Source organism: Secundilactobacillus folii (genome assembly GCF_009720675.1).
Classification (GTDB): Bacteria; Bacillota; Bacilli; order Lactobacillales; family Lactobacillaceae; genus Secundilactobacillus; species Secundilactobacillus folii.
The window spans coordinates 1-22,414 of the sequence record NZ_WNJO01000001.1; the positions used below are offsets into that span (position 1 = coordinate 1).

Here is a 22,414-nt window from a genome sequence, read left to right on the forward strand (position 1 = left end):
AAACCAGGAATCTGCGGCGCTCTTTGCTTATATTTTAGAATCTAACCGAGTTTTGTCCGACTCTCTTTAGTATTGCAAAAAACCAAATTAATGGTGTCGCTGTTTACCGGCATTTCGATTTCGATTACGTTTGTCTTGGTTAACAGTTGCTGGTCTTGACGCAGCGTTTGAAGTTGAACCGGTAGCAGTGGTTGAAGCCGCTGTGGCAGGTTGCGGTGCAGCCGGTACCTTCGGCGGATTTTTCTTCATTTGTTCATCGATCTCTCGCCGAATACGTGGGCGGTAGAGATTAATGATCAGGGTTTGGATACAGGCGAAAATCCCACCAATAAAGAAGTACAGGCCTAAGCCAGCCGAAGTTGAAATCGTAAAGAACAGGATCATCACTGGACTGATCACCATTGTGACCCGCATTGCTTTACGCTGTTCCTTTGGCATACCAATCATTGACAGGTAGCCTTGAAGCAAGTACGCCAAGAAGGACAAGATGGCCAGTGTCACTGAAGATTTCCCTAAAGCGATCCCCATGAAAGTGGAGGAGGAAAGTTCTGGTGAATACTGGATGGCCGCGTAGAGTGCGGCAAAAATTGGCATTTGAATCAGCAGTGGCAAACAGCCGATACCGCCAGTCATACTGATGCCATTATCACGGTAAAGCTGCATCATTTGCTGACCCGCTGCTGCTTGTTCCTCTTGAGTTTTAGCCGCTTTTTGGCGTGCTTGAATCTCTGTCAGCTGGGGCTTGATTGCGGCAATTTTTTCCTGTTGAACCGTTGAATTACGCAGCTGGCGAACCATTAATGGTAACAAAACCATTCTCACGACGACGGTCACAACAATAATTGCCCAGCCGTAGGAGTGACCAAGAAAGTTGGCAATCCATTCCATCACGTGCTGACCGGGAACGGCTAGGTAATCATAGACCAGGCCGTAGGGTTTGCCACCCTTAGTTCGCTGCACACACCCGCTAAGTAGCAGGGCCAGTGTGGTTAGTAAAAGCCCGATCTGTAAAGGTTTTTTAGATTTCATTTAGTTTGTCTCATTTCCCTTCTGAACAATTTAATACTGATGATTTCCAATCAATCACAACAGGGTAAATATTACTTGATATGAGGGGGCTTTTCAATCGGTAATGACAAATTTTTTAAAGTCTTCCACACTTTTGGAAGTGATTTGAACGTCTCTAATACTTGCGTAGGGTGTAGGTGAGTGGCGTAATGCTTTGATAAATGCAGTTAAGTCGGCCTTTTCAGCCTCCGCACGAACGGTCACTGACCCGTCAGCTTCATTTTTGATCCAGCCAGTAATTCCCATGCGGTTGGCTAAACGAGCGGTCGTCCAGCGGAACCCTACACCCTGAACGCGACCGGAGACTGAAATTAGTACAGATTCCATCATAGCACCTCTAATCGTGATATTATGTACCATAGTAACAAAAAACGGAAGGAAGAGGCAGGACATGATTGAAAAAATTACCTCAACGCAAAACGCAAAGGTGAAAAAGTGGCAGCATCTGACGACTAAAAAGGGTCACCATAAATTTCACCAGTATTTAGTAGAAGGTTGGCACACGGTCGGTGATGCCATTGCCGCTGAACAGCCGGTAGTTCAGGTTGCTGCCACACCAGAGCAGCTGGATGAACACGCTCAAGATATTCCGGACGACGTGGAACGCTTTGAAATTACGGACGAGATTGCCAAAAAACTATCCGACACCGTTACGCCTCAGGGGATCTTTGCTGTGATCGATATTCTAGCTGCTGAACACGTCGATCCAGATGAGGCAACCGGTGCTTGGCTTTTGCTTGACCGAATCCAGGATCCTGGTAATATTGGTACGATGGTTCGAACTGCCGACGCTGCAGGCTTCTCCGGCGTTGTATTTGGCAACGGGACTTCCAGTCGTTATACACCGAAGGTCATTCGTGCAATGCAGGGCAGTCAGTTTCACATTCGTTTGAGTGAGGATGACCTCGGCAATTGGGTCAGTGCTTTCGAAGCTCGGCAGATCCCGGTTTATGGTTCAGCGTTAGATAAAGATGCTCAAAACTACCAGACCGTCGAACCACAGCCGGCATTCGGCCTGATCATGGGTAATGAGGGGCAGGGCATGTCCGAGCGGCTGATGAGCCAAACGACTACTAATCTATACATTCCAATTAAGGGGCAGGCGGAATCGTTGAACGTTGCCGTCGCTGCTGGTATCCTAATGTTTAAATTAAATCAAAATTTGGTGTAATTTAGACTTAAAAGGTGTTTTGCTTGCCAAAATGTGTTAGATTAAGTATAGTTTGTTACAAATGAACTTACTTAAAGTAAAGGAAGCGTAGTATGTCACGAAATGATTGGCGCCAAGATTCAGAGTACGTTGCTTTAGTCAGTGATTTGTTGGCTAAGCCAGAAGTCCAAAAACTGGCTGACTACACCCAACATCACCACTCCAATCGGTTGGATCATTCGATCTCCGTTTCTTATGATAGCTATTTAATTGCTAAGAAGCATCATTTAAACGTTCGTGCGACTGCACGTGCGGGTCTGTTACACGACCTGTTTTACTATGATTGGCGGACGACCAAGTTCAACCTTGGTTCGCACGCTTTCATTCATCCTCGTGTAGCGTTACGGAACGCAGAAAAATTAACTGAACTGAGCCCCATGGAAAAAGATATTATTCTTAAACATATGTGGGGGGCAACGGCAGCGTTACCCAAGTATCGCGAAAGTGTTGTTGTTAGTTTGGTAGATGATAAGGAAGCTATTTCGGAATTTTTCACGCCCGTTCGTAAACGGGTTTCAGAATGGCGTAAGCGTCATCTTGACCGAGTTTTGAATTTGTTAGATAAGTAAGGATAGATTTGGGGGTGTAGGAATGGATCAAGTAATCAGTAAGACCATCGACCCAAATGATTTTGAACTGTGTTCGAAATTTGAGTGGACGTTTTCAATTTTAGGTAAAAAGTGGAACGGTCTAATTATTGACGTATTATTAAACCTTGGCCCGCAACGTTTTAAGGACATTGCAAGTAAGGTGACCAAGTGTTCTGATCGGGTCTTGGTCGAACGGCTCAAAGAACTCGAAAGTGACGGCTTAGTGATGCGTAAGACGTACCGTAATTCATCATTGATCGAGTATGCTTTGACTGAAAAGGGGCAGGATTTAGCCGGTGTGATGCATTCGATCCACAGTTGGGCCGAAAAATGGTGTGCTAACGAATCCTCTTCTGAGGTTGACCAATGCCATCAGCCGCTGTAAACTAGTGGTTGTGAAATTGTATAAATGCAATGAGAAGAGACCAGTAATTCTGATTTGATCACAGAGACGAGTGCGTTTAGTGAAAGCACTTGGGTCAATAAGAACGAATTCACTCTTTGAGCAGAGATTGGGAATCATCTTCAGGATGATAAAAAATCTTCCGGTTGATTAACCGTTATTAAATTACCGAGTGTACTTAATGATTAAGTAAACAAGGGTGGTACCGCGAAAGCTTCGTCCCTTTATTTTGGGACGGAGTTTTTTTATTTTTTAAGGAGGGTCATACATGACACTGAGAGATCAGCTGGAAAAAATTCGGCAAGAACGAGAGCAAAATATTAAAGACGTTGGTGACCTTAAGAAACTGGATGCACTAAGGGTCGAGCTGCTCGGAAAAAAGGGACCCATTACCCAAGCATTAAGAAGTATGCGTGATTTACCGGCTGAAGAACGGCCGCAGTTTGGCCAGTTTGCTAACCGAGTTCGCGATGAACTGCAAACGACCATTGAACGTCGCCGTGACGAGTTGAAACAGGCGATGCTGAATAAAGAATTACAAGAAGAAAAGATTGATGTGACGCTACCGGGTAAACCAGTTGCGCAGGGTCAACCGCACGTGATCCAACAAATTATCGACCAGATAGAAGATCTCTTTATCGGTATGGGCTATCAAGTTTTGACTGGCCCAGAAGTCGAAGAAGATAAGTATAATTTTGAAATGATGAACCTGCCTAAAGATCACCCTGCCCGCGATATGCAAGACACGTTCTACATCACAAAGGAAATCTTGATGCGGACCCAAACCTCACCCATGCAGGCGCGGACGTTGGAAAAACATGATTTTAGTCAGGGACCGTTAAAAATGATTTCCCCTGGAGTCGTTTATCGGCGTGATACGGATGATCCCACTCATTCTCACCAGTTTCACCAGGTGGAAGGTATCGTGATCGATAAGCACATTACCATGGCTGATTTAAAGGGGACTTTACAGTTGGTGGCCCACGAATTGTTTGGTGACCGGTTTGATATTCGGTTGCGCCCAAGCTACTTTCCGTTTACTGAACCATCAGTCGAAGCTGATATTACCTGCTTTAACTGTGGTGGCAAGGGCTGTGCAGTCTGCAAATACACCGGCTGGATCGAAGTCCTCGGCGCCGGCATGGTCCATCCAAACGTTTTGAAGATGGCTGGAGTCGACCCAGAAGTCTTTGGTGGTTTTGCCTTTGGGCTTGGTCCCGACCGTTTTGCAATGCTGAAGTATGGTGTGGATGATATTCGGAATTTCTACTTAAACGATGTCCGCTTCCTTACCCAATTCTCAAAGAAAGGATAATCAGCCAAAATGAAAATTTCTTACAATTGGTTAAAAGAATATTTAGATATCCAAGTTTCGCCAAAGGATTTGGCCGAAAAAATCGAACGTTCTTCAGTCGAAGTCGATTCCGTGACACAACCTAGTGACGGCCTGAAAAAGCTGGTAGTGGGTAAAATCGAATCCCTCAGAGATCACCCGGATTCAGATCATTTAAAGATCTGTTCCGTTGATGTTGGCGAAGAAGAGCTGTCAGAGATCGTCTGTGGTGCACCTAACGTTGAAGCTGGACATAAAGTGATCGTTGCCTTACCTGGTTCTCGAATCGGCGGCAACGTGAAGATCAAACGTTCCAAGATGCGTGGTGTGACCTCAAATGGGATGATCTGTGCCTTAGATGAAATTGGCTTTGGAAAAGACGTGATTCCAAAGGAATGGTCAGATGGCATTTACTTCTTACCTGATGACGCTAAGATTGGCGAACCCGTCTTTTCATATCTCGGAATGGATGACCATTTGATTGATGTTGACGTTACTCCCAACCGTGGTGATATGCTGAGTGTCTACGGCGTGGCCCGTGATTTAGGTGCCATTTACGCGCAGAAGCCAAAGCTGAATCACCCAAGCGTTGAGGAAGTTTCCAGTTTAGCCGCTGATAAGGTTAAACTGGATGTCAACGCTGACTTAGCCCCAATCTACAAGATGCGAATCGTTGAAAACGTTAAGATTCAACCAAGTCCACTTTGGTTGCAGATCAAGCTGTGGAACGCTGGCGTTCGACCAATCAATAACGTTGTTGATGTCACTAACTACATCTTACTGAAGTATGGTCAACCTTTGCACGCGTTTGACTTTAACAAGGTTTCTGGTAACACGATTTATGCCCGTCAAGCATATGAAGGCGAAAAGCTCACCACCTTGGATGAAGAAGAACGTGAACTTGATGCTAAGGATATTGTGATCGCTGATTCCGACAAAGCAATCGCATTGGCCGGTGTCATGGGTGGTTTAAATTCTGAAATCGATGACCGCACAACGACGGTCGCCATTGAATCAGCCGTGTTCATGCCTACAATGATTCGAAAGACTGCGCAACGTCATAATTTGCACACTAGTGCCTCACAACATTTCGAGCGTGGCGTTGACCGCGGTGGTGTTGATGAAGCAGTTGACGCAGCTGCCCAGATGATGCACGAATTAGCTGACGGCGATATTTTAAAGGGTATCGTGACCGGTTCAAGCTATGATGTGAAAGATGAAGTTGTTCAAGTGACGCTTTCACGGGTCAACCACGTTTTGGGAACTCATTTAAAGAGTGACCAGGTAAGTGCCATTTTTAAACAATTAGGATTTGGCGTCACACTGGATGGGGATACCTATACGGTAACAGTGCCATCGACTCGTTGGGACATTCATATTGCTGCTGACCTACTGGAAGAAGTCGCCCGGATCTACGGGTATGATAATCTTCCGGCAACGTTACCAACTGGGCCAACCACACTAGGAAAATTGACTGAAAAGCAGATTTTAATTCGTGATTCCCGCCGGCTCTTTGAGGCGCTTGGATTAAACCAGGCGATTTCTTACGCGTTGACAACCGAAGAAAAGGCTGGCCAATTTATGATGCGCAAGAGTGCTGAGACCCAGTTGAGTTGGCCGATGACCAATGACCATACCACTTTGCGGATGAACTTGATCAGTGGTTTGCTGGACGACGTTGCTTATAACAACGCCCGTTACGTTAAAGACGTTGCCCTTTACGAACAGGGACGGGTCTTTTATAAGGATTCCGCCGATGAAGTTCGGCCGAGTGAACATGAGCACATTGCTGGTGCCATTAGTGGTCAGTTAGTGGTTGATCCGCTGCAAAATGCGAAGCGCAATGCAGTTAATTTTTACCAGCTAAAAGGAATTGTTGAGCAGTATCTTCAAAATTTAGCCATCGAGGGCGACATTGAATTCGTTGCTACCGATCGCTACCCAGAGATGCACCCAGGTCGAACAGCAGATATTTCGATTCATGGTCACAACGTTGGGTTCATCGGTCAGGTTCACCCATCAGTCGCTGAAGCATACAAAATTAATGAAACTTATGTTTTTGAACTGAATCTGGATGCTTTGTTAGAAATGCCGAAGAAGATGAATCAGTATCAGCCAATTTCCAAGTATCCTGCTATTACTCGAGACGTTGCTTTACTTGTCGATAAGAACGTCACCAACGCTCAAATTCTGGCTCAGATCAACAAAAAGGGTGGTGCCTACCTGAAGTCGGTCCACTTGTTTGATGTTTATCAGGGTAAGAATTTACCGAATGGTAAGCAATCGTTAGCCTACACGTTAACCTATCAGAATCCGAACGCGACGCTGACCGACGAAGAAGTCACTAAGGCTTTCGACAAGGTTCAAAATAGCCTGGTTAGTGAACTGGGTGCTGAAATTCGGTAATTAACATGAATTTAATTTGATTGCGCAGTTTTCCTGTCTGGCTTTGATAATAGCTATTTGAAGCATCTTATTCACTGAATCAATACAATTACGTTGGGGCGGTCTCACGGTCGACCTGACGTTTTTGTGTGCGGTGATTAATGAACCAGCTGATAACTGTATTTCAAAATTCTTAAGTTCCTAAGATTGTTACTGCAATGCCAATCAAAATCTTGTATAATAGTCCAGATATTGAATGAATGGAACGGAGGAAATACTTTGGATAACGACAAACAGCCCACTCCCCCAAAGTCGGGGAAGAAGAAACTGTCGATTGGTCAAAAAATTATTGCGGGGGTTGTCAGCCTACTAGTGATTTTGCTAGTGGTTACTGGCATTGTTTTTTATAATTATTTTCAATCGGCCTTAAAACCATTGAATCCAAAGAGTCAACAGGTCGTTCAAGTTGATATTCCAATGGGCGCGTCAAACAAAAGAATCGGCTCAATTTTGCAAAATGAAGGTATCGTGAAAAGCGGTGCCGTCTTTAACTACTACGTTAAATCAAATAATTTCTCTGATTTTCGCGCTGGGTACTATCAACTAAAGGCTTCTATGACGCTTAAACAAGTCGCTAAGCGGTTGCAACAGGGTGGTAGCAGTGAGCCGATCCAGAGTCGCAAGGGTAAGGTCTTAGTTCAAGAGGGTGCCGGCATTGCTGACATTGCTAATAACGTGGCTTCGACTACCGACTTTAGTAAAGCCGAGTTCTTGAGCTTGATGAAGGACCAATCTTATATTAAGCATCTGGCTAAGCAGTACCCAGCTTTGTTGTCGTCATCAATGGCGTCTAAACAGGTTCGATACCATTTGGAAGGGTACCTCTATCCGGCCACCTACATTGTTAGCAAACATATGTCATTGAAGCAGTTAGTGAATCAGATGGTGGCGCATACGAATGCGGAACTGTCACCTTACTATAAGAGAATCAAGAAGGAGCAATTGACGGTTCAACAGGTATTGACACTGTCCTCGCTAGTCGAGCGAGAAGGCGTCAGCCAATCTTACCGGCGCAAAATTGCCGGGGTCTTCTTTAACCGTATCGCGCAAGGAATGCCGTTACAGTCTGATGTGGCGGTTGAATACGCCATTGGACACCATAAGCAACACCTGACCAATAAGGATCTGCAGACTGATTCGCCATATAATTTGTACAAGTTTGCCGGTTATGGTCCTGGACCATTCAATAATCCAAGTATGTCAGCGATTAAAGCGGTTCTTGATCCGTCTGATGAGAGTAAGGGATACCTGTATTTTGTCGCCAACACTAAGACTGGCAAAATCTACTTTTCAAAGACGTTAGCAGAACATAATAAACGGGTTGCTGCACTAAGCAAGGTCAATAATTAAAATCTTGAAGGGATAATGAAGATGTCAGCACAACAATCTAAACCGGTAATCATCGGTGTTACCGGTGGATCCAGTAGTGGGAAAACGACTGTTAGCCGTGCCATTTACAATGAATTAGAAAACGAATCGATTATGATTTTGCAACAGGATGCCTATTATAATGATCAGGCTAATATGACGATGGCGGAGCGAAAAGCCGTCAATTACGACCATCCCCTGGCTTTTGACACTGATTTGCTCATTAAGCAATTGAAACAGCTTCAAGCTTATCAAGCGATTGAACGGCCGGTGTACGATTATACGCAATATACTCGCAGTGCTGAGACCATTCATCAAGAGCCCAAAGACGTGATCATCTTGGAAGGTATTTTAATTCTGGATGACGAACGGTTACGTGATTTGATGGACATTAAAGTGTTTGTTGATACGGATGATGATATTCGTATTATTCGTAGAATTGAACGGGACATCAAGGAACGGCAACGTGATCTTGATGGTATTATTTCTCAGTACCTGACAACGGTCAAGCCGATGTATCATCAGTTTGTGGAACCCACTAAGCGCTATGCAGACCTGATCGTACCAGAAGGCGGCGAAAATCAAGTGGCCATTGATTTATTGACCACCAAGATTCGCTCGATTTTGACCCAAAAAAAGACTGGTCGTCAGGAATAATTTCACCGTTGAAAAATTTTAACTTGCGTGATGAGTCGTCGCATGGTAATGTAGGCGACAGACAAAAAATTTTAACTGTAATGAGGTGCTATTTTTGGCTGAACAAAAAACGTATCCAATGACCGCCGATGGAAAGGTCAAGTTGGAAAAAGAACTAGAAGATTTGAAAATGAACCGTCGTCCAGAAGTTATCAAGCGTATTCAAATCGCCCGCAGTTATGGTGACTTATCCGAAAACTCGGAGTACGAGTCAGCAAAAAACGAGCAAAGTATGCTTGAAAGTCGGATTACAACGGTTGAACACATGTTGCAATACGCGGATGTGATCGAAAGTGACAAGACCAACAAGGATGAAGTCACCGTTGGTAAGAAGGTCACCTTTAAGGAACTTCCTGATGAGGATCCAGAATCTTACACGATCGTAGGGGCTGCTGAAGCTGATCCAATGAGTGGTAAGATCTCTAACGATTCACCGATTGCGAAGGGCTTGATGAACCATAAAGTTGGCGAAGAAGTCACAATTGAAATTCCAGCCGGTGATATGAAAGTCAAAATTCTGACGGTTGAATCGGCCTAGTGAATTTCAAAAAAATAATCATCTAAACTGTTTTCGAAGGTCATCTTTTGAAGGTGGCCTTTTTGTTTGTTGTCTGCTAATTCTGGCTGCGCCATCAAATTGCTTGCAAACTAATGGACTTGCGTTTTTATGAATTTCAGGTTATAAATGAAGGTGATGAAAGCGCAACCAATATTGGAAACAAGGGAGCAATTTATAATGAAAATTATTGTTACTGATCAAGTTAGTAAGTGGTTTCATAATGAGATGGGACTATCAAAGGGTCGCGGCCTTCGCTTCTTCGGAAAGGTCTACGGCAATACACCCGTTCACGAAGGCTTTTCATTAGCCATGACGCCGGATGATCATCCGGAGGAACCGTATGCGATTACCAATAAAGATGGTGTGAACTACTTTGTTTCAGAAGATGACCGCTGGTTCTTTAAGGGCTATGATCTCGTGATCGATTACGACCAAAGCGAGGATGGTCCACGGTATAATTACGTGGAAAATGGTGAACTTTGATTCATCCATTGCTAGGAGGGTCAAACGATCAAAAAATGGGAGAGTAGGGCAAAACTCGGTTAGATCCCAGAATACAAGCAAAGAGCGCCGTGGATTCCTGGTTTTGGAATCTGCGGCACTCTTTGCTTGCATGGTCAGAATCTGAGCTTTGACGCACCTTTAGGCCAAATACAGTCTTGAAGGTTGAGTCACATTTTTAACTACCTCTGCATTAAAATATCGGTTCGATACTTACCAAAATTAACTTTTGTCCCAGCCTCTTATTAAGTTGAACAATGAAAAAATTGCCGTTTGATTAATTCCATCATTCGGACAAACATTATTTTCTCACTTTTATGCTTGGTGGCGACGATGCCAATAAATGTAGGCCGAACAGATCATTAGGCTAAGTACAGAAATCAGAATGCCTAAATTGAGCAGTGGTGGCCAATAACTAAAGCGGATTGTGTGTGTACCACGGCCTAATTTTAAGGCAGTGAAGATTCCAGCAACCCGTTTAGGTTGAACGGTTTTACCATCCACCGTCACGTGCCAGCCTTTGGCGTATGGAATTGTGGTCATCAAAGTGGCTGAAGCTTGGTTAACTTTGATTTTACCCGTGATACGACTTTGACTGTGATGGGTGACGGTCATTGGGTGTGCGGCTAATTTTTGCTGACCCGCCTTAAATTGCTGATTGTTTAACTGGTACAATGTAAAGTTTTGCAGCCAGAGGGTTGATTTTTTTAAATGCAGTTGCAACTTTACCTGTTGTCCTTTTTGATGGTCAGCGATGTTGACAACAATCGTGTTGCGATAGGTTGGATATTGGGCTAACGGACGACCATTCAAGCTGATTGAAACGTTGCTATCAATTAAGTTTGAGCCGAGGGTTAGATAGAATGCATCGTTTGTTTTGGGAGTAAAGTAGAAGGTGATATTACCTGGTTTGATCAAGTTAGTTTTCTGCAGGATTGCACCAGTTAGTTTAGTTTGTTGACGGACATTGTCAAAGACGACCCGGTCAAAGTTCTGCGCGCTGAAGAGGTGTCTATCCCTGGCGTTGCCGGTGAGTGCGGCCCATAAATTAGCTTGGTACTGAGTGGGATCCTTGGTCGTATTTTCCAGCGATAGAATCTGGCTATTTGCTAGAAAGCCTACCGGTAAGGCATACGGATTCCTGTAAGTCGTGATCAGGCCATCTTTTCTGATCGGTTTGTAATCAACTAAGTCTGCGCGCGTTGACACGCTATTGATGTCCGGATTTGATAACTCACCACCAGTAGTCTGCTGATTCATGATGTAGCGCATATTAAGCAGTGAATCGGTCAGCAAAGTACCATTTGTGTAAGTGACAAAACCATCGCCGTCGGGTTCTCCGACGTCACCCATGAAAGTGGGCATTGACTTCTCCAGCGTTGACGAGAAGACTGAGCCACCATTGAATTGTCCGGATAACGGATCATTTTTAGTCCGCATAAACGTTGGTGTCATCCGGTACCAGCCATGGTCTGCTGATGTCACACGATTAGATTGGGTTGCCAAAACACGTTGGTAATTTTGATATTCAGGTTCAGTGACGTAACTAATTCGGTTCAAGCTCGTTGCAGCGTTGCTGGACATTTCAATGATGACAAAACAGACAAAGGCCAGCTGGTAAAACCATGGTCGCTTGTCTGGCAACGCAATCAGGCAGGTTGCTGCAACGAGTAAGAGCGTCCCAATGAGCATTTGGCTTTGATCAAGGAAGGAAAATTGCTTTAGGTTTAGCCAAACGTAAGCCACGACGACTGCACAAATACCAGTCACCGCGCCCAGTTGCCAAAGTTTTGGTACAAATTCGGGTTGCAATGCGTTAGCTGCTAGCCAGACAAGCCAGAAGCTGACCACAAAGGAAAAGCGGTACGGATACCAGATTGGAAACTGTAAACCATGCCATAAAAGGTCCAGAGGTTCAAAGCAAAGTGATAACGCTAAAATGGCGGTGATGGCTAGGCCTACCCATCGTGTCAGCGGCTTGCGGTTTCTTTGCAGAAAGAAGAATAGTGCACCCAGTACCATTAAACTACCAATAAATAAGTTTGGTGTGCCCTTTGGCATTTGGTTAAAATTAAAACTGCCAAGGAAAAACTTGGCCAACATTTTGGGTGGGAAGTATTCAAATTTAAACGACCAGTCGGTTTGCGTGTACTGAGTCTTGCTGATGCTCAGTGAGTACCAAGTTGGCAGCAGTGTGATAGCCGCAATCCCCGCGGCCAGCAACGATCCAATCACAAAGCGGCGGAGACTGGCCACGGCGGCCTTAAAGTCTGCAGAGTTTGAGAGCCAGTACCAAATAAAGAAGAGGCCGGTAAACAGACAGACCATAAACGCCATGTAATAGTTAATGATCAGCAAAGCAGCGAGCCAGCCAACGTAGGTCCTAATTTTGCCAGTATCAATGAGCCGGATCACGCCCCAGATGATTAGCGGTAAAATAATAATGGCATCTAACCACATTAAATTTAACTGATTTGCAATCATCCAACCCATTAAAGCGTAGCTGGTGGAGAATGCCAGGACTGGTAGGTGTTTTTGAACCTTGGTTTTTAAAAGCAACCATGCAAAGCTCAGACCGGCTGCCCCGTATTTTAAAACGGTTAACCAAAAGATGGCGGTCGGTAGATTATGATCTGAAAACAGGAGTAAAATTAGGTTGAACGGACTGAGTAAATAATAGGTCCAAACACCAAACATTTCGCCGCCTAAGGCTTTTTGGAAGGTATAGAAGAAGCCACTCGGATGTGCTAAAAGTGTGTGTCTGAAATAGGCGAAGAAGTCAACGTACTGCTGGCCGAGATCCACGGTCAATAATGTTGAAGATCCAAATGGTGCCATTTGCCGATACATAAAATAGCCACTCATTACGAGCGCGGGAATGAGGAAGCTCAGGGTCAGCAACGTTAATTTCTCATGCCTTTTGATCCATTGAATAGTTATTTTCAAAAAAAGCCCTCCGATAACTCGAAAATTAAATTGCCCAAACGAGACTAATTCTAATTACAAAGCATATCATAAAAATTCATAAAAAGTATTAAATCCTTTAAGGGTTAATGGTTTCGTTAAGAAAATTCTGGTAGAATGATGAAGTTAGGTAAGGAGCGTTAGAAAAGTGAAAAATTTCTTCAGTCGATTTAACCGAAATCACGCGTCACGAAACCAAAAGTCAACTACAGAGCAGATTCCATTTCGGATGAACTTTCTGTTCATTGTTGTGGGTCTTTTGTTTGCGGCGTTAATTGCACAACTCGCTTATTTGCAGATTCTTCACGGTAGCCAGCTCAAAGCTGAAGTGAATCGGACTGACAGTACCGTTGAAACTAACAACGTCCAACGAGGGATGATTTTTGATTCCACTGGTCGTGTGTTAGTGGGTAACAAGACCCACCAGGCAATTAGTTATACAAAGGGGGTCAACGTTTTATCCTCTGATATGTATCGAATTGCCAATCGGTTAGGGCGCTACTTGACGGTTTCAACTGGTAGTCTGACCCGCCGAAATCGGGCCGACTATTACTTAGCATCACCGTCGCGACTTAAGCAGGTCAAAGCTCAAATTCCAAATATTTCGCAAGATACTGCCTCTGCGGCTTACGATAAAGAACTGCAGTACCTATATGCTCACCCAGGCAGTTTCAAGCTGACCAAAAGCCAAACCAACGATGCGATGATCTACGCTAAGATGAGTGGGGCTTATTCGTTATCGACAACGTACATCAAGGAAACTGGTGTCACCAGTAAAGAACTAGCAGAAGTTGGTGAACATTTGGGGGAAATGCCTGGTGTGAAAGTCGGCACAAGTTGGACACGTGATTATCCGTATGGCAGTTCATTGAAGAGTATCTTGGGAACCGTTTCTTCCGAAAAGGTTGGGTTACCAGACAATAAAGTCAATCAATACCTAGCACAGGGCTACTCGCGGAACGACTCAGTTGGTCAAAGTTACTTGGAACAGCAGTATGAACCAGTTTTACGGGGGACGAAATCGCAGACCGACGTTGAAGTTTCGGGAACTAAAATCATGAAGGAAGTTAAAAAATACGGCGGTCAAAAAGGTGATAACCTCCAGTTGACCATTAATGCCCAGTTTCAAAAGCGGCTGCAGTCTTTAGTCAGGTCTGCTGAAAGTGGCGCTGGTGGCGATTCTACCGGTGTTTATGCCGTGGTCATGAACCCTAATAATGGCGCGGTGATTGGTATGGCCGGTGTGGATCGAGACCCCTCCACTGGTAAGGTGACCAATAACGCATTAGGGACAATTAACAGCTCGATTACAATGGGATCTGTTGTGAAGGGCGCAATGGTCTCTGGCGCTTTGATGGATGGTGTCATTTCGCCTTCTAATAGTACGTTGACCGATATGCCAATTACCGTTGGTGGGACCAAGAAGGCTTCTTGGTTCAATAAAAGTGGTAGTGCTGATATGGCCATCAATGCCTCAACAGCGCTGGAGGTTTCCTCTAACTCGTATATGATGCAATTGGCGATGAAGGAAGCTGGTTTTAAGTATTCGTCCGGCGCTGCTTTAACGATGAGTCCAAGCATCTTCAGTAAGCTGCGTGGTTACTTCAATCAATTTGGCCTTGGCGTTAAGACGGGGATTGACCTACCTGGTGAAACAACCGGTATTGAAGGTGCTTCAACTAAGTCGCATATTGGAAATGCACTTGATGAGGCATACGGGAACTACGATGCCTATACAACCATGCAGGTTGCGCAATACATGTCAACGATCGCCAATGGTGGCTATCGAATTCAACCACACGTTTTAGGCTCGATTCGTGGGACCAGTCAAAATGGTGGTCTGGGAGCTGTTAAAGCTTCTGTCACCCCAACAGTGTTAAACGAGATCAACATGACGCCTGCCGAGCGTAAATTGGTCACTGATGGACTGTACGATGTGGTTCACGGGACAAATACCTATAAAACCGGTGCCGAACTGGACACCATTAAGCCAGAAATTTCAGGTAAGACTGGGACTGCTCAGACCTACTATAAGAAGACTGAAACGGTTACGTTAAGTTTGGCTTCGTATGCACCGTCCACACATCCGCAGGTAGTTGTTGCTTTAGCAATGCCAAACCTGAACTATAACGCCGAAGATAATAACATGAAACTGGCAAAGCAGATCTATTCAGCATACTGGAGCATGGTTCAGTCAACGTCGACTGCTAATTCCGGTTCATCGACGATAAATTAATCGTCTTTGGCAAATGGAGAGAAGCTGTAAAGTAAATTTACTTAACAAATCTAGTATTTAGACTGGTAATTGATTTCAATAAATGATAAAATACTACGAGTTAAGGCTATTTGCCAAATTCTATATACGTTGGGAGGTCAGAAGCTATGCGCGTACACATTACGTTAGAATGTACTGAATGTCACGAACAAAACTACTTATCAAGTAAAAACCGTCGTAACAATCCTGACCGGGTAGAACTCAAGAAGTATTGCCCACGTCAACACAAGGTGACGTTACACAGAGAAACAAAATAAAGGCATAGGCGATGAGCCTGCGCCTTTTTTATTAGACCGAAGGAGATAAACGATGGCAAGTAAAAAGGCAGTTCGCGAAAAAATTATTGCAGCCCTAGGGTCAATGCCTGATGACGTCCGTCATTTTCAGGCCGATGCGCTATACGAGCGGTTAGAGGATTCGCCGGAGTGGGAACGCAGTCAAACGGTGGCCATTACGCTCTCAACGGGTATCGAGTTAGATACTCAACCAATTATCGATGCGGCTAAACAGGCCCGCAAACAGGTTTTGGTGCCGAAAACATTCGATTCTGATCGGTCGATGATCTTTGTGCCGCTGACCGAAAGCACTACGCTTAAAGCGTCTAAATTTGGCATTTTAGAACCGGAAAATGGTATTCCAGTCACGAAAGACCAGATCGATCTAGTTGTTGTGCCCGGTTTAGGCTTCACGAAGCAAGGTGTTCGTTTAGGTTTTGGTGGTGGCTACTATGACCGCTTTTTAAGTGATTATCAGGGTCGAACAGTGAGCTTGGCGTTTGATGCTCAGTTATTTGACGAACCAACCTGGAAAGTTGCTGAACACGATATCTATGTTCAGCACGTCATTTCTGCTCACTAAGGGGGCAAAGAATGCAACAACGAATCAGACGCTGGCTTGCAGGGCCGTATATCACCGTTTCCCTGATCGTAATCATGGTGATCATCTATGGATTAATGTCAGTTATGGGTGGTTCACAGAATGCTCAGGTACTGATAGAATTTGGTGCTAAGTATGATCCACTGATTTTAGCGGGGCAATGGTGGCGACTGATCACGCCGGTATTTTTGCATATGGGGTTTGAACACCTGTTACTGAACATGGTCACTCTGTACTTTATCGGCATTCAAATCGAAGGCATTTTTGGGCATTGGCGTTATTTAGTGATTTTTGTGCTGTCGGGGATTGGTGGCAACTTAGCCAGTTTTGCGTTTAACCCTAATGCCATTTCAGCCGGGGCAAGTACCGCGATTTTTGGCTTATTTGGCGCTTTTTTGATGTTAGGTGAGTCCTTCTGGGAGAATCCTTACATCCGCCAAATGACGCGAACGTTCTTGCTATTTATCGTCTTGAACCTGGTCTTTGGTTTTCTGACACCTGGAACGGATTTGGTCGGTCATATTGGTGGTTTGGTCGTCGGCTTTTTGGCCGGTTACATCGTTGGCGTACCGAAGCTAGGCCCCGTCAACCGCGTCAAACGGGTGCTGGGTGTAATCGTTACCATTCTTATAATTATTGGGCTATACTATTATGGGAATACGTTGTAGAATGATATAGTAATCGTGTGAAGTATCGGAGGATGTCGAAATGAAAACGCTCTATGATGTACAACAGTTGCTGAAACAATTCGGCATCTATGTATACGTTGGTAAGCGATTGTGGGACATTGAAGTAATGGCTTTGGAACTGGATCATCTCCATGATGCCAGCCTAATTGATCACGCAACGTTTGCTCACGCTAAATTGGTTCTAACGCATGAGCATCGTATCGAAGAAGCACGTGAGAAAACGAAATAAGTCTGGAGGAAACAAGTTCATGGCAAAGAGTTTGATTGGTATTGATTTAGGTGGTACCACCACCAAAATTGCGTTTGTCTCCCGAGATGGTGACATCATGCAGAAGTGGAGTATCCCAACCGATAAGAGTGAAAATGGGAAGCATATTGTGCCAAACATTATCACTTCTTTAAAGAAAACGATGACTGATTCGGGTTACACCAAGGATCAGTTCATGGGAATCGGCATGGGAACGCCCGGTGCTGTCAATATTGAAGAAGGAACCGTTATTGGTGCCTTTAATTTAAACTGGAAAACCACGCAACATATTCGTGACCAGATTCAGGCCGGAGTAGGTCTTCAGTTAGTGTTGGAAAATGACGCTAACGTTGCTGCTTTAGGTGAGTTCTGGAAGGGTGCCGGTGAAAAGGACCAAGATGTGATCTTCGTTACCTTAGGAACCGGTGTCGGCGGTGGCGTCATTGCCGGCGGTCAGTTACTTCACGGCATCAATGGTGGTGCCGGTGAACTGGGTCATATTACCGTGCAACCGAACGGCTATTTATGTACTTGCGGTAAGCGTGGCTGCCTTGAGCAGTATTCTTCAGCAACCGGTATCGTCCACGTTGCAAAGGACATGGCTGCTGAATTTACTGGCAAATCACGTTTGAAAGAATTATTTGATAATAACGAAGAAGTAACGTCCAAGATGGTGGTTTACTTAGCCGACAATGGTGACATTTTAGCTAACCGGATCGTTGATCGCGTTTCATTTTATTTAGGTTTAGCTTTGGCTAACAGTGCCAACATCTTGAACCCTGCAAACATCATCATTGGTGGCGGTGTTTCAGCTGCCGGCAACACTTTACTGCAGCCAACGACCCGTTACTTCCAGGAAAATACTTTCCCAGCCGTTCGTGATTCGACCCGACTGAAGTTAGCACAACTTGGAAATGACGCCGGTGCGATTGGTGCAGCTTCATTGGCATTACGTTTTGAAAACGCGCGTGCCTAATTTTAATTTCGGGTTGGAAGGACGAGATACATGTTAACTGCAGCAATTTCTACACTAAGTTTGTATACGATTATTTTACTGATCTTGATCGTGGTGTTTGCACTCTGGCGCTTATGGGGTGTTTATCAACGCAATCAAGCAGCAACACTGATCGATGAAAAAACGTTTCAGGCGGGCATGCGTAAGGCTCAAGTGATCGATGTCAGAGAGAAAAAGGACTTTGATGCTGGTCACATTCTGGGCGCCCGAAATATTCCCTATTCAACGATGCGGTCGTTTTATCAACAAATTAGGAAGGACTTACCAGTTTACCTGTATGATCAGGGCAAAGAAATGAGTTCTCGATCAGCGATTTTGTTGAAAAAGCACGGTTACAAACAGATTTTCATTCTGAAAACGGGTTATGCACGTTGGGAAGGTAAGACTAAGAAATCTGCTATTTAAGATCGATTTGTTCATCAAGAGCAAGCGTGACCAAACTCGGGTAGATTCTTGGGTATCGTAATCAAGAAGGAAACTTCCTGTACTCAGGAAGTTTCCTTCTTTGTGCCTGTTCGGCCAAAATCTGAGTTTGGCCTACCTTGGCTCTAGATACCAGTTTTAAGAGGTTTTAAAATTAAGCTTGAATGTCGAGTAAAGACACTGGTCACATATTTAACTAGCCAAGTTTTGGCAAATGCTCTTAAAACAATAAAGTTCTGATTCATAGGAAAGAAGTCACTAAATTGAAAATCTTATTTCATATTGATGATCCAGCAAAGTGGACCCATTTACAGTCCAACATCACAAACGCCTTGGCAGCACAGCCGTCAACAGCAATCGTAGTCGTTGCTAACGGTAGCGGAATCCAAGCCTATTTAACCGCTGAAGCGAAACAGTTTATGGCCAATCATCAAACGGTGGAATTTGATTCCTGCCGAAATTCAATGAAATCACATCATATTACTGCTGACCAAGTTGCTGGCACTAAAATTGTGCCCGTTGGAGTCTTAAGAATTGCTGAACTGCAGTCCAATGGTTTTGCTTACATCAAATTATAGCTAAAAAATTGGCACCTAAACTTGTTTTGGCACGTTTGAAAGTAGTTTCAAAAGCGTGTCAAATGAGTTTAGGTGCCAATCCTATTTTAGGTTGCCGCGATTTTTATTGATGAGCTGAACGGCTCTTTCTCGCAGCTTTTTTTCGGTTATCCTCAAAACGTTGTTCCTCATCTTCAATTGGTTCAACAACCTTTTTCTTGAAGGACATTGCTGCACCGGCCACGGCTCCTAAAGTGGCCACCGAACCAAATAAAAATCCCTTAATGAAATGCTTCATTGTTAAAGGCCCCCCTTACAGGTTAAAATATAGTTTGTTACCTACATTATGCAGGTTTTAGGCCTAAATATCCAGTAATTAACAAAATTATAGCGGAGTGATCAGTTTGAAAAAAGTACTTGCCATCATTGGCCCGACTGCGGTTGGTAAAACGGAGTTATCATTGGAACTCGCACGCAAATTTAACGGCGAGATCATTTCGGGAGATTCCATGCAAGTTTATCGTGGACTTGATATTGGCACGGCCAAAATCATGCCATCAAAACGGGAGGGAATTCCCCACTATTTAATTGATATTCGAAACGTGGATCAGCGCTATTCTGTGGCTGATTTTGTGAGTGAGAGTCAATCACTGATTGAATCAATCACTGCACGTGGCGGGTTACCGATGGTGGTTGGCGGCACCGGCTTTTACCTCAAAGCGCTACTGTACAATATGAATCTTGGCGGTGATTCCTTTGACCAGTCACAGCAGATTCGAAACAGGTGGCATCATTTCGCAGATGAAAAGGGTGGTCAAGCGCTTTGGAACCGTTTGAACGCTGTTGATCCGGATGCCGCAGCCAAAATTCCGGTGAGTAATCAGCGCCGGGTCATTCGTGCGTTAGAAGTCTATGAACGAACTGGCACTTTATTTTCGAAACAGCAAACGACTCTTAAACCGCGTTATGATGCATTTGTAATCGGTTTAAATACGGATCGGCCGACGGTCTATGCGCGTATTAACCACCGAGTCGACCTCATGATTCAAGCCGGGTTACTGGCTGAAGCGCGTCAGCTTTTTGAAGCAGGCGGTTCGCAGTGGCAGTCCGGAAAGGGGATTGGATACCGAGAACTATTCCCGTATTTTAAAGGTGAAGTCTCACTGTCACAAGCGACTGAAAAAATAAAACAGGATACGCGGCACTATGCTAAACGGCAATTGACTTGGTTTCGACACCAAATTCCGGTTCACTGGTACGATATTATCCAAGATCCAGGTGTCAAGAAGGCGATCATTTCAGATATTTCGACATGGTTGGGAAAATGATGTAATAAAATATAACATGAAGTGTTGACACGCAAATAATCAGTGGTATGATTAAACCATGTTAAGGGAGGTGAGTGTGATGGCAGAAAAAGAACTACAACGTTCTAAGTCAGTTTTACCAATTGGTACGGTCATGAGATTAACCGATCTGACAGCCCGTCAAATTCGTTATTATGAAGAACAGAAACTGGTGATTCCGAAACGAACAGAAGGCAATCGACGGCTTTATTCTTTAAACGATATTGATAAGCTTTTAGAAATTAAGGATTATTTGAGTGATGGTATCAATATGGCGGGTATCAAAACAATTTATGCTCAGCAGGAGAAACGGGCTGCTGAACGTAAGAATGAGCCTTTAACTGATAGTGATGTGCGACGGATCCTGCACGATGAATTTCTCAACATTAGCGGGTTCGAACGTAATTCTGGAACGTCATTGCATTCACAGCATCCTCTCCAGTAAATTGTCACGTTACATTAATTCTATCTTTCAAGGAGCGATTTTATGCCAAAACACGATTACACCAAAGACGAAATCCGTCAGATGGCTGAAGACGAAAATGTTCAATTTTTACGGTTGATGTTTACGGACCTGTTCGGAACGATCAAGAACGTTGAAGTACCGATTTCTCAGTTGGAAAAGTTACTTGACAACAAGTTGATGTTCGATGGTTCTTCGATCGATGGTTTTGTCCGGATCGAGGAAAGTGATATGTATCTGTATCCTGATTTGTCGACCTGGATGATCTTCCCATGGAGTAGTGATCGTGGCAAGATTGCTCGGGTGATTTGTGAGGTTTATACACCGGATCAAAAGCCGTTTCCTGGTGATCCCCGCAACAACCTCATTCGGGTTTTGAAAGATATGCGATCAGCTGGCTACACCGACTTCAACATTGGGCCAGAACCCGAATTCTTCCTGTTTAAGATGGATGACAACGGTAAGCCAACGATGAAGCTGAATGACCAGGGTTCCTACTTCGATATGGCACCGATGGATCTTGGTGAAAATTGCCGCCGTGAAATCGTGCTGACACTTGAAGAAATGGGCTTTGATGTTGAAGCAGCCCACCACGAAGTCGCACCAGGCCAGCATGAAATTGACTTTAAGTATGCCGATGCCTTGCAAGCAGCCGACAACATCCAAACATTCAAACTGGTCGTTAAGACCGTTGCGCGGAAGTTCGGTCTGTACGCAACGTTTATGCCGAAACCATTAGCTGGTATCAACGGTTCCGGGATGCATTTGAATATGTCTTTGTTCCATAAAGATGGTAACGCATTTTACGATGCCAAGGGCGAATTACAGTTGTCACAAGACGCCTACTACTTCTTAGGCGGTCTGCTGAAGCACGCCCGTAGTTTCACTGCGATCTGCAACCCAATCGTTAATTCTTACAAGCGTTTGGTTCCAGGCTATGAAGCCCCTGTTTACGTGGCTTGGTCCGGTTCAAACCGGTCACCACTGGTTCGGGTACCAAATTCCCGTGGATTGTCCACGCGTCTGGAGCTCCGGAGTGTTGATCCGTCAGCTAACCCTTACTTGGCCATTGCCGCAGTCTTGGAAGCTGGCCTGGACGGTCTTAAAAATAAGATTGAACCAGAGGATAGTGTGGACCGCAACATTTACCGGATGGATGCAGAAGAAAGAACGGAAAGTCACATTACCAATTTACCAGACACCCTGCACAACGCATTAAAAGATCTGGCGGCTGATGATGTCATGAAGAAGGCTATGGGTCCACACCTGTATCCAAGCTTCCTTGAAGCCAAAAACATGGAGTATGATGCCTATCGGACCCAGGTTTCAAAGTGGGAAAGAGACCAGTACCTAGAATTGTACTAAAATCGTGATGAAGTCAGTGAT

At 44.5% G+C, this 22,414-nt stretch carries 24 protein-coding genes and 1 other annotated feature; of the genes, 20 read left to right on the forward strand and 4 right to left on the reverse strand.

Annotated features, from left to right (window positions below):
- Window positions 1-87: 87 nt before the first annotated feature.
- Window positions 88-1,029, reverse strand: a complete 942-nt coding sequence (yidC, locus tag GM612_RS00005) for a membrane protein insertase YidC (protein WP_155430340.1) — start codon at window positions 1,027-1,029, stop codon at window positions 88-90.
- Between the two features lie 93 nt (window positions 1,030-1,122).
- On the reverse strand, window positions 1,123-1,395 hold the full coding sequence (locus GM612_RS00010) for an acylphosphatase (protein ID WP_173021168.1): 273 nt from the start codon (window positions 1,393-1,395) through the stop codon (window positions 1,123-1,125).
- A gap of 67 nt (window positions 1,396-1,462) precedes the next feature.
- Between GM612_RS00010 and GM612_RS00015 the strand changes: the two genes are divergently transcribed.
- The 9 genes from GM612_RS00015 (at window position 1,463) to GM612_RS00055 (ending at window position 10,155) form a co-directional block, all read left to right on the forward strand.
- Window positions 1,463-2,239, forward strand: coding sequence for a TrmH family RNA methyltransferase (locus tag GM612_RS00015; protein WP_343031745.1), 777 nt, complete (start codon window positions 1,463-1,465; stop codon window positions 2,237-2,239).
- Between the two features lie 92 nt (window positions 2,240-2,331).
- Window positions 2,332-2,847, forward strand: a complete 516-nt coding sequence (locus GM612_RS00020; RefSeq protein WP_155430343.1) for an HD domain-containing protein — start codon at window positions 2,332-2,334, stop codon at window positions 2,845-2,847.
- Window positions 2,848-2,869: 22 nt separating this feature from the next.
- Entirely contained in the window at window positions 2,870-3,253 is a 384-nt protein-coding gene (locus GM612_RS00025) for a winged helix-turn-helix transcriptional regulator (RefSeq protein WP_155430344.1), read from the forward strand.
- Window positions 3,254-3,273: 20 nt separating this feature from the next.
- Window positions 3,274-3,498 (forward strand) — a binding site (T-box leader).
- A gap of 41 nt (window positions 3,499-3,539) precedes the next feature.
- On the forward strand, window positions 3,540-4,586 hold the full coding sequence (pheS, locus tag GM612_RS00030; protein WP_155430345.1) for a phenylalanine--tRNA ligase subunit alpha: 1,047 nt from the start codon (window positions 3,540-3,542) through the stop codon (window positions 4,584-4,586).
- Window positions 4,587-4,595: 9 nt separating this feature from the next.
- Window positions 4,596-7,010, forward strand: coding sequence for a phenylalanine--tRNA ligase subunit beta (gene pheT / locus GM612_RS00035; protein ID WP_155430346.1), 2,415 nt, complete (start codon window positions 4,596-4,598; stop codon window positions 7,008-7,010).
- 258 nt (window positions 7,011-7,268) lie between these two features.
- Window positions 7,269-8,399: an endolytic transglycosylase MltG gene (gene mltG, locus GM612_RS00040; protein WP_155430347.1), complete on the forward strand. Its 1,131-nt coding sequence runs from the start codon at window positions 7,269-7,271 to the stop codon at window positions 8,397-8,399.
- Between the two features lie 21 nt (window positions 8,400-8,420).
- The gene (gene udk, locus GM612_RS00045; RefSeq protein ID WP_155430348.1) at window positions 8,421-9,074 is read left to right on the forward strand and encodes a uridine kinase; all 654 of its coding nucleotides are present in this window, start codon (window positions 8,421-8,423) and stop codon (window positions 9,072-9,074) included.
- Window positions 9,075-9,168: 94 nt separating this feature from the next.
- A complete protein-coding gene (gene greA, locus GM612_RS00050; RefSeq protein ID WP_155430349.1) occupies window positions 9,169-9,651 on the forward strand; it encodes a transcription elongation factor GreA in 483 nt (160 codons plus the stop codon).
- 198 nt (window positions 9,652-9,849) lie between these two features.
- The gene (locus GM612_RS00055) at window positions 9,850-10,155 is read left to right on the forward strand and encodes a HesB/YadR/YfhF family protein (protein ID WP_155430350.1); all 306 of its coding nucleotides are present in this window, start codon (window positions 9,850-9,852) and stop codon (window positions 10,153-10,155) included.
- 333 nt (window positions 10,156-10,488) lie between these two features.
- Here GM612_RS00055 and GM612_RS00060 read toward each other — a convergent pair whose 3' ends face one another.
- The gene (locus GM612_RS00060; protein ID WP_281349171.1) at window positions 10,489-13,119 is read right to left on the reverse strand and encodes a YfhO family protein; all 2,631 of its coding nucleotides are present in this window, start codon (window positions 13,117-13,119) and stop codon (window positions 10,489-10,491) included.
- A 247-nt stretch (window positions 13,120-13,366) separates the two neighbouring features.
- Here GM612_RS00060 and GM612_RS00065 point away from each other — a divergent pair, with 247 nt between their 5' ends.
- The 8 genes from GM612_RS00065 to GM612_RS00100 all read left to right on the forward strand — a co-directional run bounded on the left by GM612_RS00065 (window position 13,367) and on the right by GM612_RS00100 (window position 19,240).
- Window positions 13,367-15,373 (forward strand): peptidoglycan D,D-transpeptidase FtsI family protein, encoded by a 2,007-nt coding sequence (locus GM612_RS00065; protein WP_155430635.1) that lies wholly within the window; start codon window positions 13,367-13,369, stop codon window positions 15,371-15,373.
- Between the two features lie 146 nt (window positions 15,374-15,519).
- Window positions 15,520-15,669 carry a 50S ribosomal protein L33 gene (gene rpmG / locus GM612_RS00070; RefSeq protein WP_155430351.1) on the forward strand — a complete coding sequence of 50 codons (150 nt, stop codon included), beginning with the start codon at window positions 15,520-15,522 and terminating at the stop codon, window positions 15,667-15,669.
- A gap of 52 nt (window positions 15,670-15,721) precedes the next feature.
- Window positions 15,722-16,270, forward strand: coding sequence for a 5-formyltetrahydrofolate cyclo-ligase (locus GM612_RS00075; protein WP_155430352.1), 549 nt, complete (start codon window positions 15,722-15,724; stop codon window positions 16,268-16,270).
- Between the two features lie 11 nt (window positions 16,271-16,281).
- On the forward strand, window positions 16,282-16,956 hold the full coding sequence (locus GM612_RS00080; protein WP_155430353.1) for a rhomboid family intramembrane serine protease: 675 nt from the start codon (window positions 16,282-16,284) through the stop codon (window positions 16,954-16,956).
- 40 nt (window positions 16,957-16,996) lie between these two features.
- A complete protein-coding gene (locus tag GM612_RS00085) occupies window positions 16,997-17,206 on the forward strand; it encodes a YqgQ family protein (protein ID WP_155430354.1) in 210 nt (69 codons plus the stop codon).
- Window positions 17,207-17,225: 19 nt separating this feature from the next.
- Window positions 17,226-18,200 (forward strand): ROK family glucokinase, encoded by a 975-nt coding sequence (locus GM612_RS00090; protein ID WP_155430355.1) that lies wholly within the window; start codon window positions 17,226-17,228, stop codon window positions 18,198-18,200.
- Window positions 18,201-18,230: 30 nt separating this feature from the next.
- Window positions 18,231-18,644, forward strand: a complete 414-nt coding sequence (locus tag GM612_RS00095) for a rhodanese-like domain-containing protein (RefSeq protein ID WP_155430356.1) — start codon at window positions 18,231-18,233, stop codon at window positions 18,642-18,644.
- A 281-nt stretch (window positions 18,645-18,925) separates the two neighbouring features.
- Complete coding sequence (locus GM612_RS00100) at window positions 18,926-19,240, forward strand: DsrE family protein (RefSeq protein WP_173021169.1); 315 nt, start codon at window positions 18,926-18,928, stop codon at window positions 19,238-19,240.
- Between the two features lie 103 nt (window positions 19,241-19,343).
- On the opposite strand, the gene GM612_RS00105 is transcribed toward GM612_RS00100, so the two are convergent.
- Complete coding sequence (locus GM612_RS00105; RefSeq protein WP_155430358.1) at window positions 19,344-19,517, reverse strand: DUF3042 family protein; 174 nt, start codon at window positions 19,515-19,517, stop codon at window positions 19,344-19,346.
- Between the two features lie 106 nt (window positions 19,518-19,623).
- On the opposite strand from GM612_RS00105, the gene miaA reads away from it, so the two are divergent.
- The 3 genes from miaA to glnA all read left to right on the forward strand — a co-directional run bounded on the left by miaA (window position 19,624) and on the right by glnA (window position 22,393).
- A complete protein-coding gene (gene miaA / locus GM612_RS00110) occupies window positions 19,624-20,547 on the forward strand; it encodes a tRNA (adenosine(37)-N6)-dimethylallyltransferase MiaA (protein ID WP_155430359.1) in 924 nt (307 codons plus the stop codon).
- A gap of 79 nt (window positions 20,548-20,626) precedes the next feature.
- Complete coding sequence (locus GM612_RS00115; protein WP_155430360.1) at window positions 20,627-21,010, forward strand: MerR family transcriptional regulator; 384 nt, start codon at window positions 20,627-20,629, stop codon at window positions 21,008-21,010.
- 42 nt (window positions 21,011-21,052) lie between these two features.
- On the forward strand, window positions 21,053-22,393 hold the full coding sequence (gene glnA, locus GM612_RS00120; protein WP_155430361.1) for a type I glutamate--ammonia ligase: 1,341 nt from the start codon (window positions 21,053-21,055) through the stop codon (window positions 22,391-22,393).
- Window positions 22,394-22,414: the final 21 nt, after the last annotated feature.

Bases quoted from the DNA above. Each gene is read 5' to 3' on its own strand.
- yidC (WP_155430340.1), bottom strand. From the start codon at position 1,029: ATGAAATCTAAAAAACCTTTACAGATCGGGCTTTTACTAACCACACTG.
- GM612_RS00010 (WP_173021168.1), bottom strand. From the start codon at position 1,395: ATGGAATCTGTACTAATTTCAGTCTCCGGTCGCGTTCAGGGTGTAGGG.
- GM612_RS00020 (WP_155430343.1), top strand. From the start codon at position 2,332: ATGTCACGAAATGATTGGCGCCAAGATTCAGAGTACGTTGCTTTAGTC.
- GM612_RS00025 (WP_155430344.1), top strand. From the start codon at position 2,870: ATGGATCAAGTAATCAGTAAGACCATCGACCCAAATGATTTTGAACTG.
- pheS (WP_155430345.1), top strand. From the start codon at position 3,540: ATGACACTGAGAGATCAGCTGGAAAAAATTCGGCAAGAACGAGAGCAA.
- pheT (WP_155430346.1), top strand. From the start codon at position 4,596: ATGAAAATTTCTTACAATTGGTTAAAAGAATATTTAGATATCCAAGTT.
- udk (WP_155430348.1), top strand. From the start codon at position 8,421: ATGTCAGCACAACAATCTAAACCGGTAATCATCGGTGTTACCGGTGGA.
- GM612_RS00055 (WP_155430350.1), top strand. From the start codon at position 9,850: ATGAAAATTATTGTTACTGATCAAGTTAGTAAGTGGTTTCATAATGAG.
- GM612_RS00065 (WP_155430635.1), top strand. From the start codon at position 13,367: ATGAACTTTCTGTTCATTGTTGTGGGTCTTTTGTTTGCGGCGTTAATT.
- rpmG (WP_155430351.1), top strand. From the start codon at position 15,520: ATGCGCGTACACATTACGTTAGAATGTACTGAATGTCACGAACAAAAC.
- GM612_RS00075 (WP_155430352.1), top strand. From the start codon at position 15,722: ATGGCAAGTAAAAAGGCAGTTCGCGAAAAAATTATTGCAGCCCTAGGG.
- GM612_RS00080 (WP_155430353.1), top strand. From the start codon at position 16,282: ATGCAACAACGAATCAGACGCTGGCTTGCAGGGCCGTATATCACCGTT.
- GM612_RS00085 (WP_155430354.1), top strand. From the start codon at position 16,997: ATGAAAACGCTCTATGATGTACAACAGTTGCTGAAACAATTCGGCATC.
- GM612_RS00090 (WP_155430355.1), top strand. From the start codon at position 17,226: ATGGCAAAGAGTTTGATTGGTATTGATTTAGGTGGTACCACCACCAAA.
- GM612_RS00095 (WP_155430356.1), top strand. From the start codon at position 18,231: ATGTTAACTGCAGCAATTTCTACACTAAGTTTGTATACGATTATTTTA.
- GM612_RS00105 (WP_155430358.1), bottom strand. From the start codon at position 19,517: ATGAAGCATTTCATTAAGGGATTTTTATTTGGTTCGGTGGCCACTTTA.
- GM612_RS00115 (WP_155430360.1), top strand. From the start codon at position 20,627: ATGGCAGAAAAAGAACTACAACGTTCTAAGTCAGTTTTACCAATTGGT.
- glnA (WP_155430361.1), top strand. From the start codon at position 21,053: ATGCCAAAACACGATTACACCAAAGACGAAATCCGTCAGATGGCTGAA.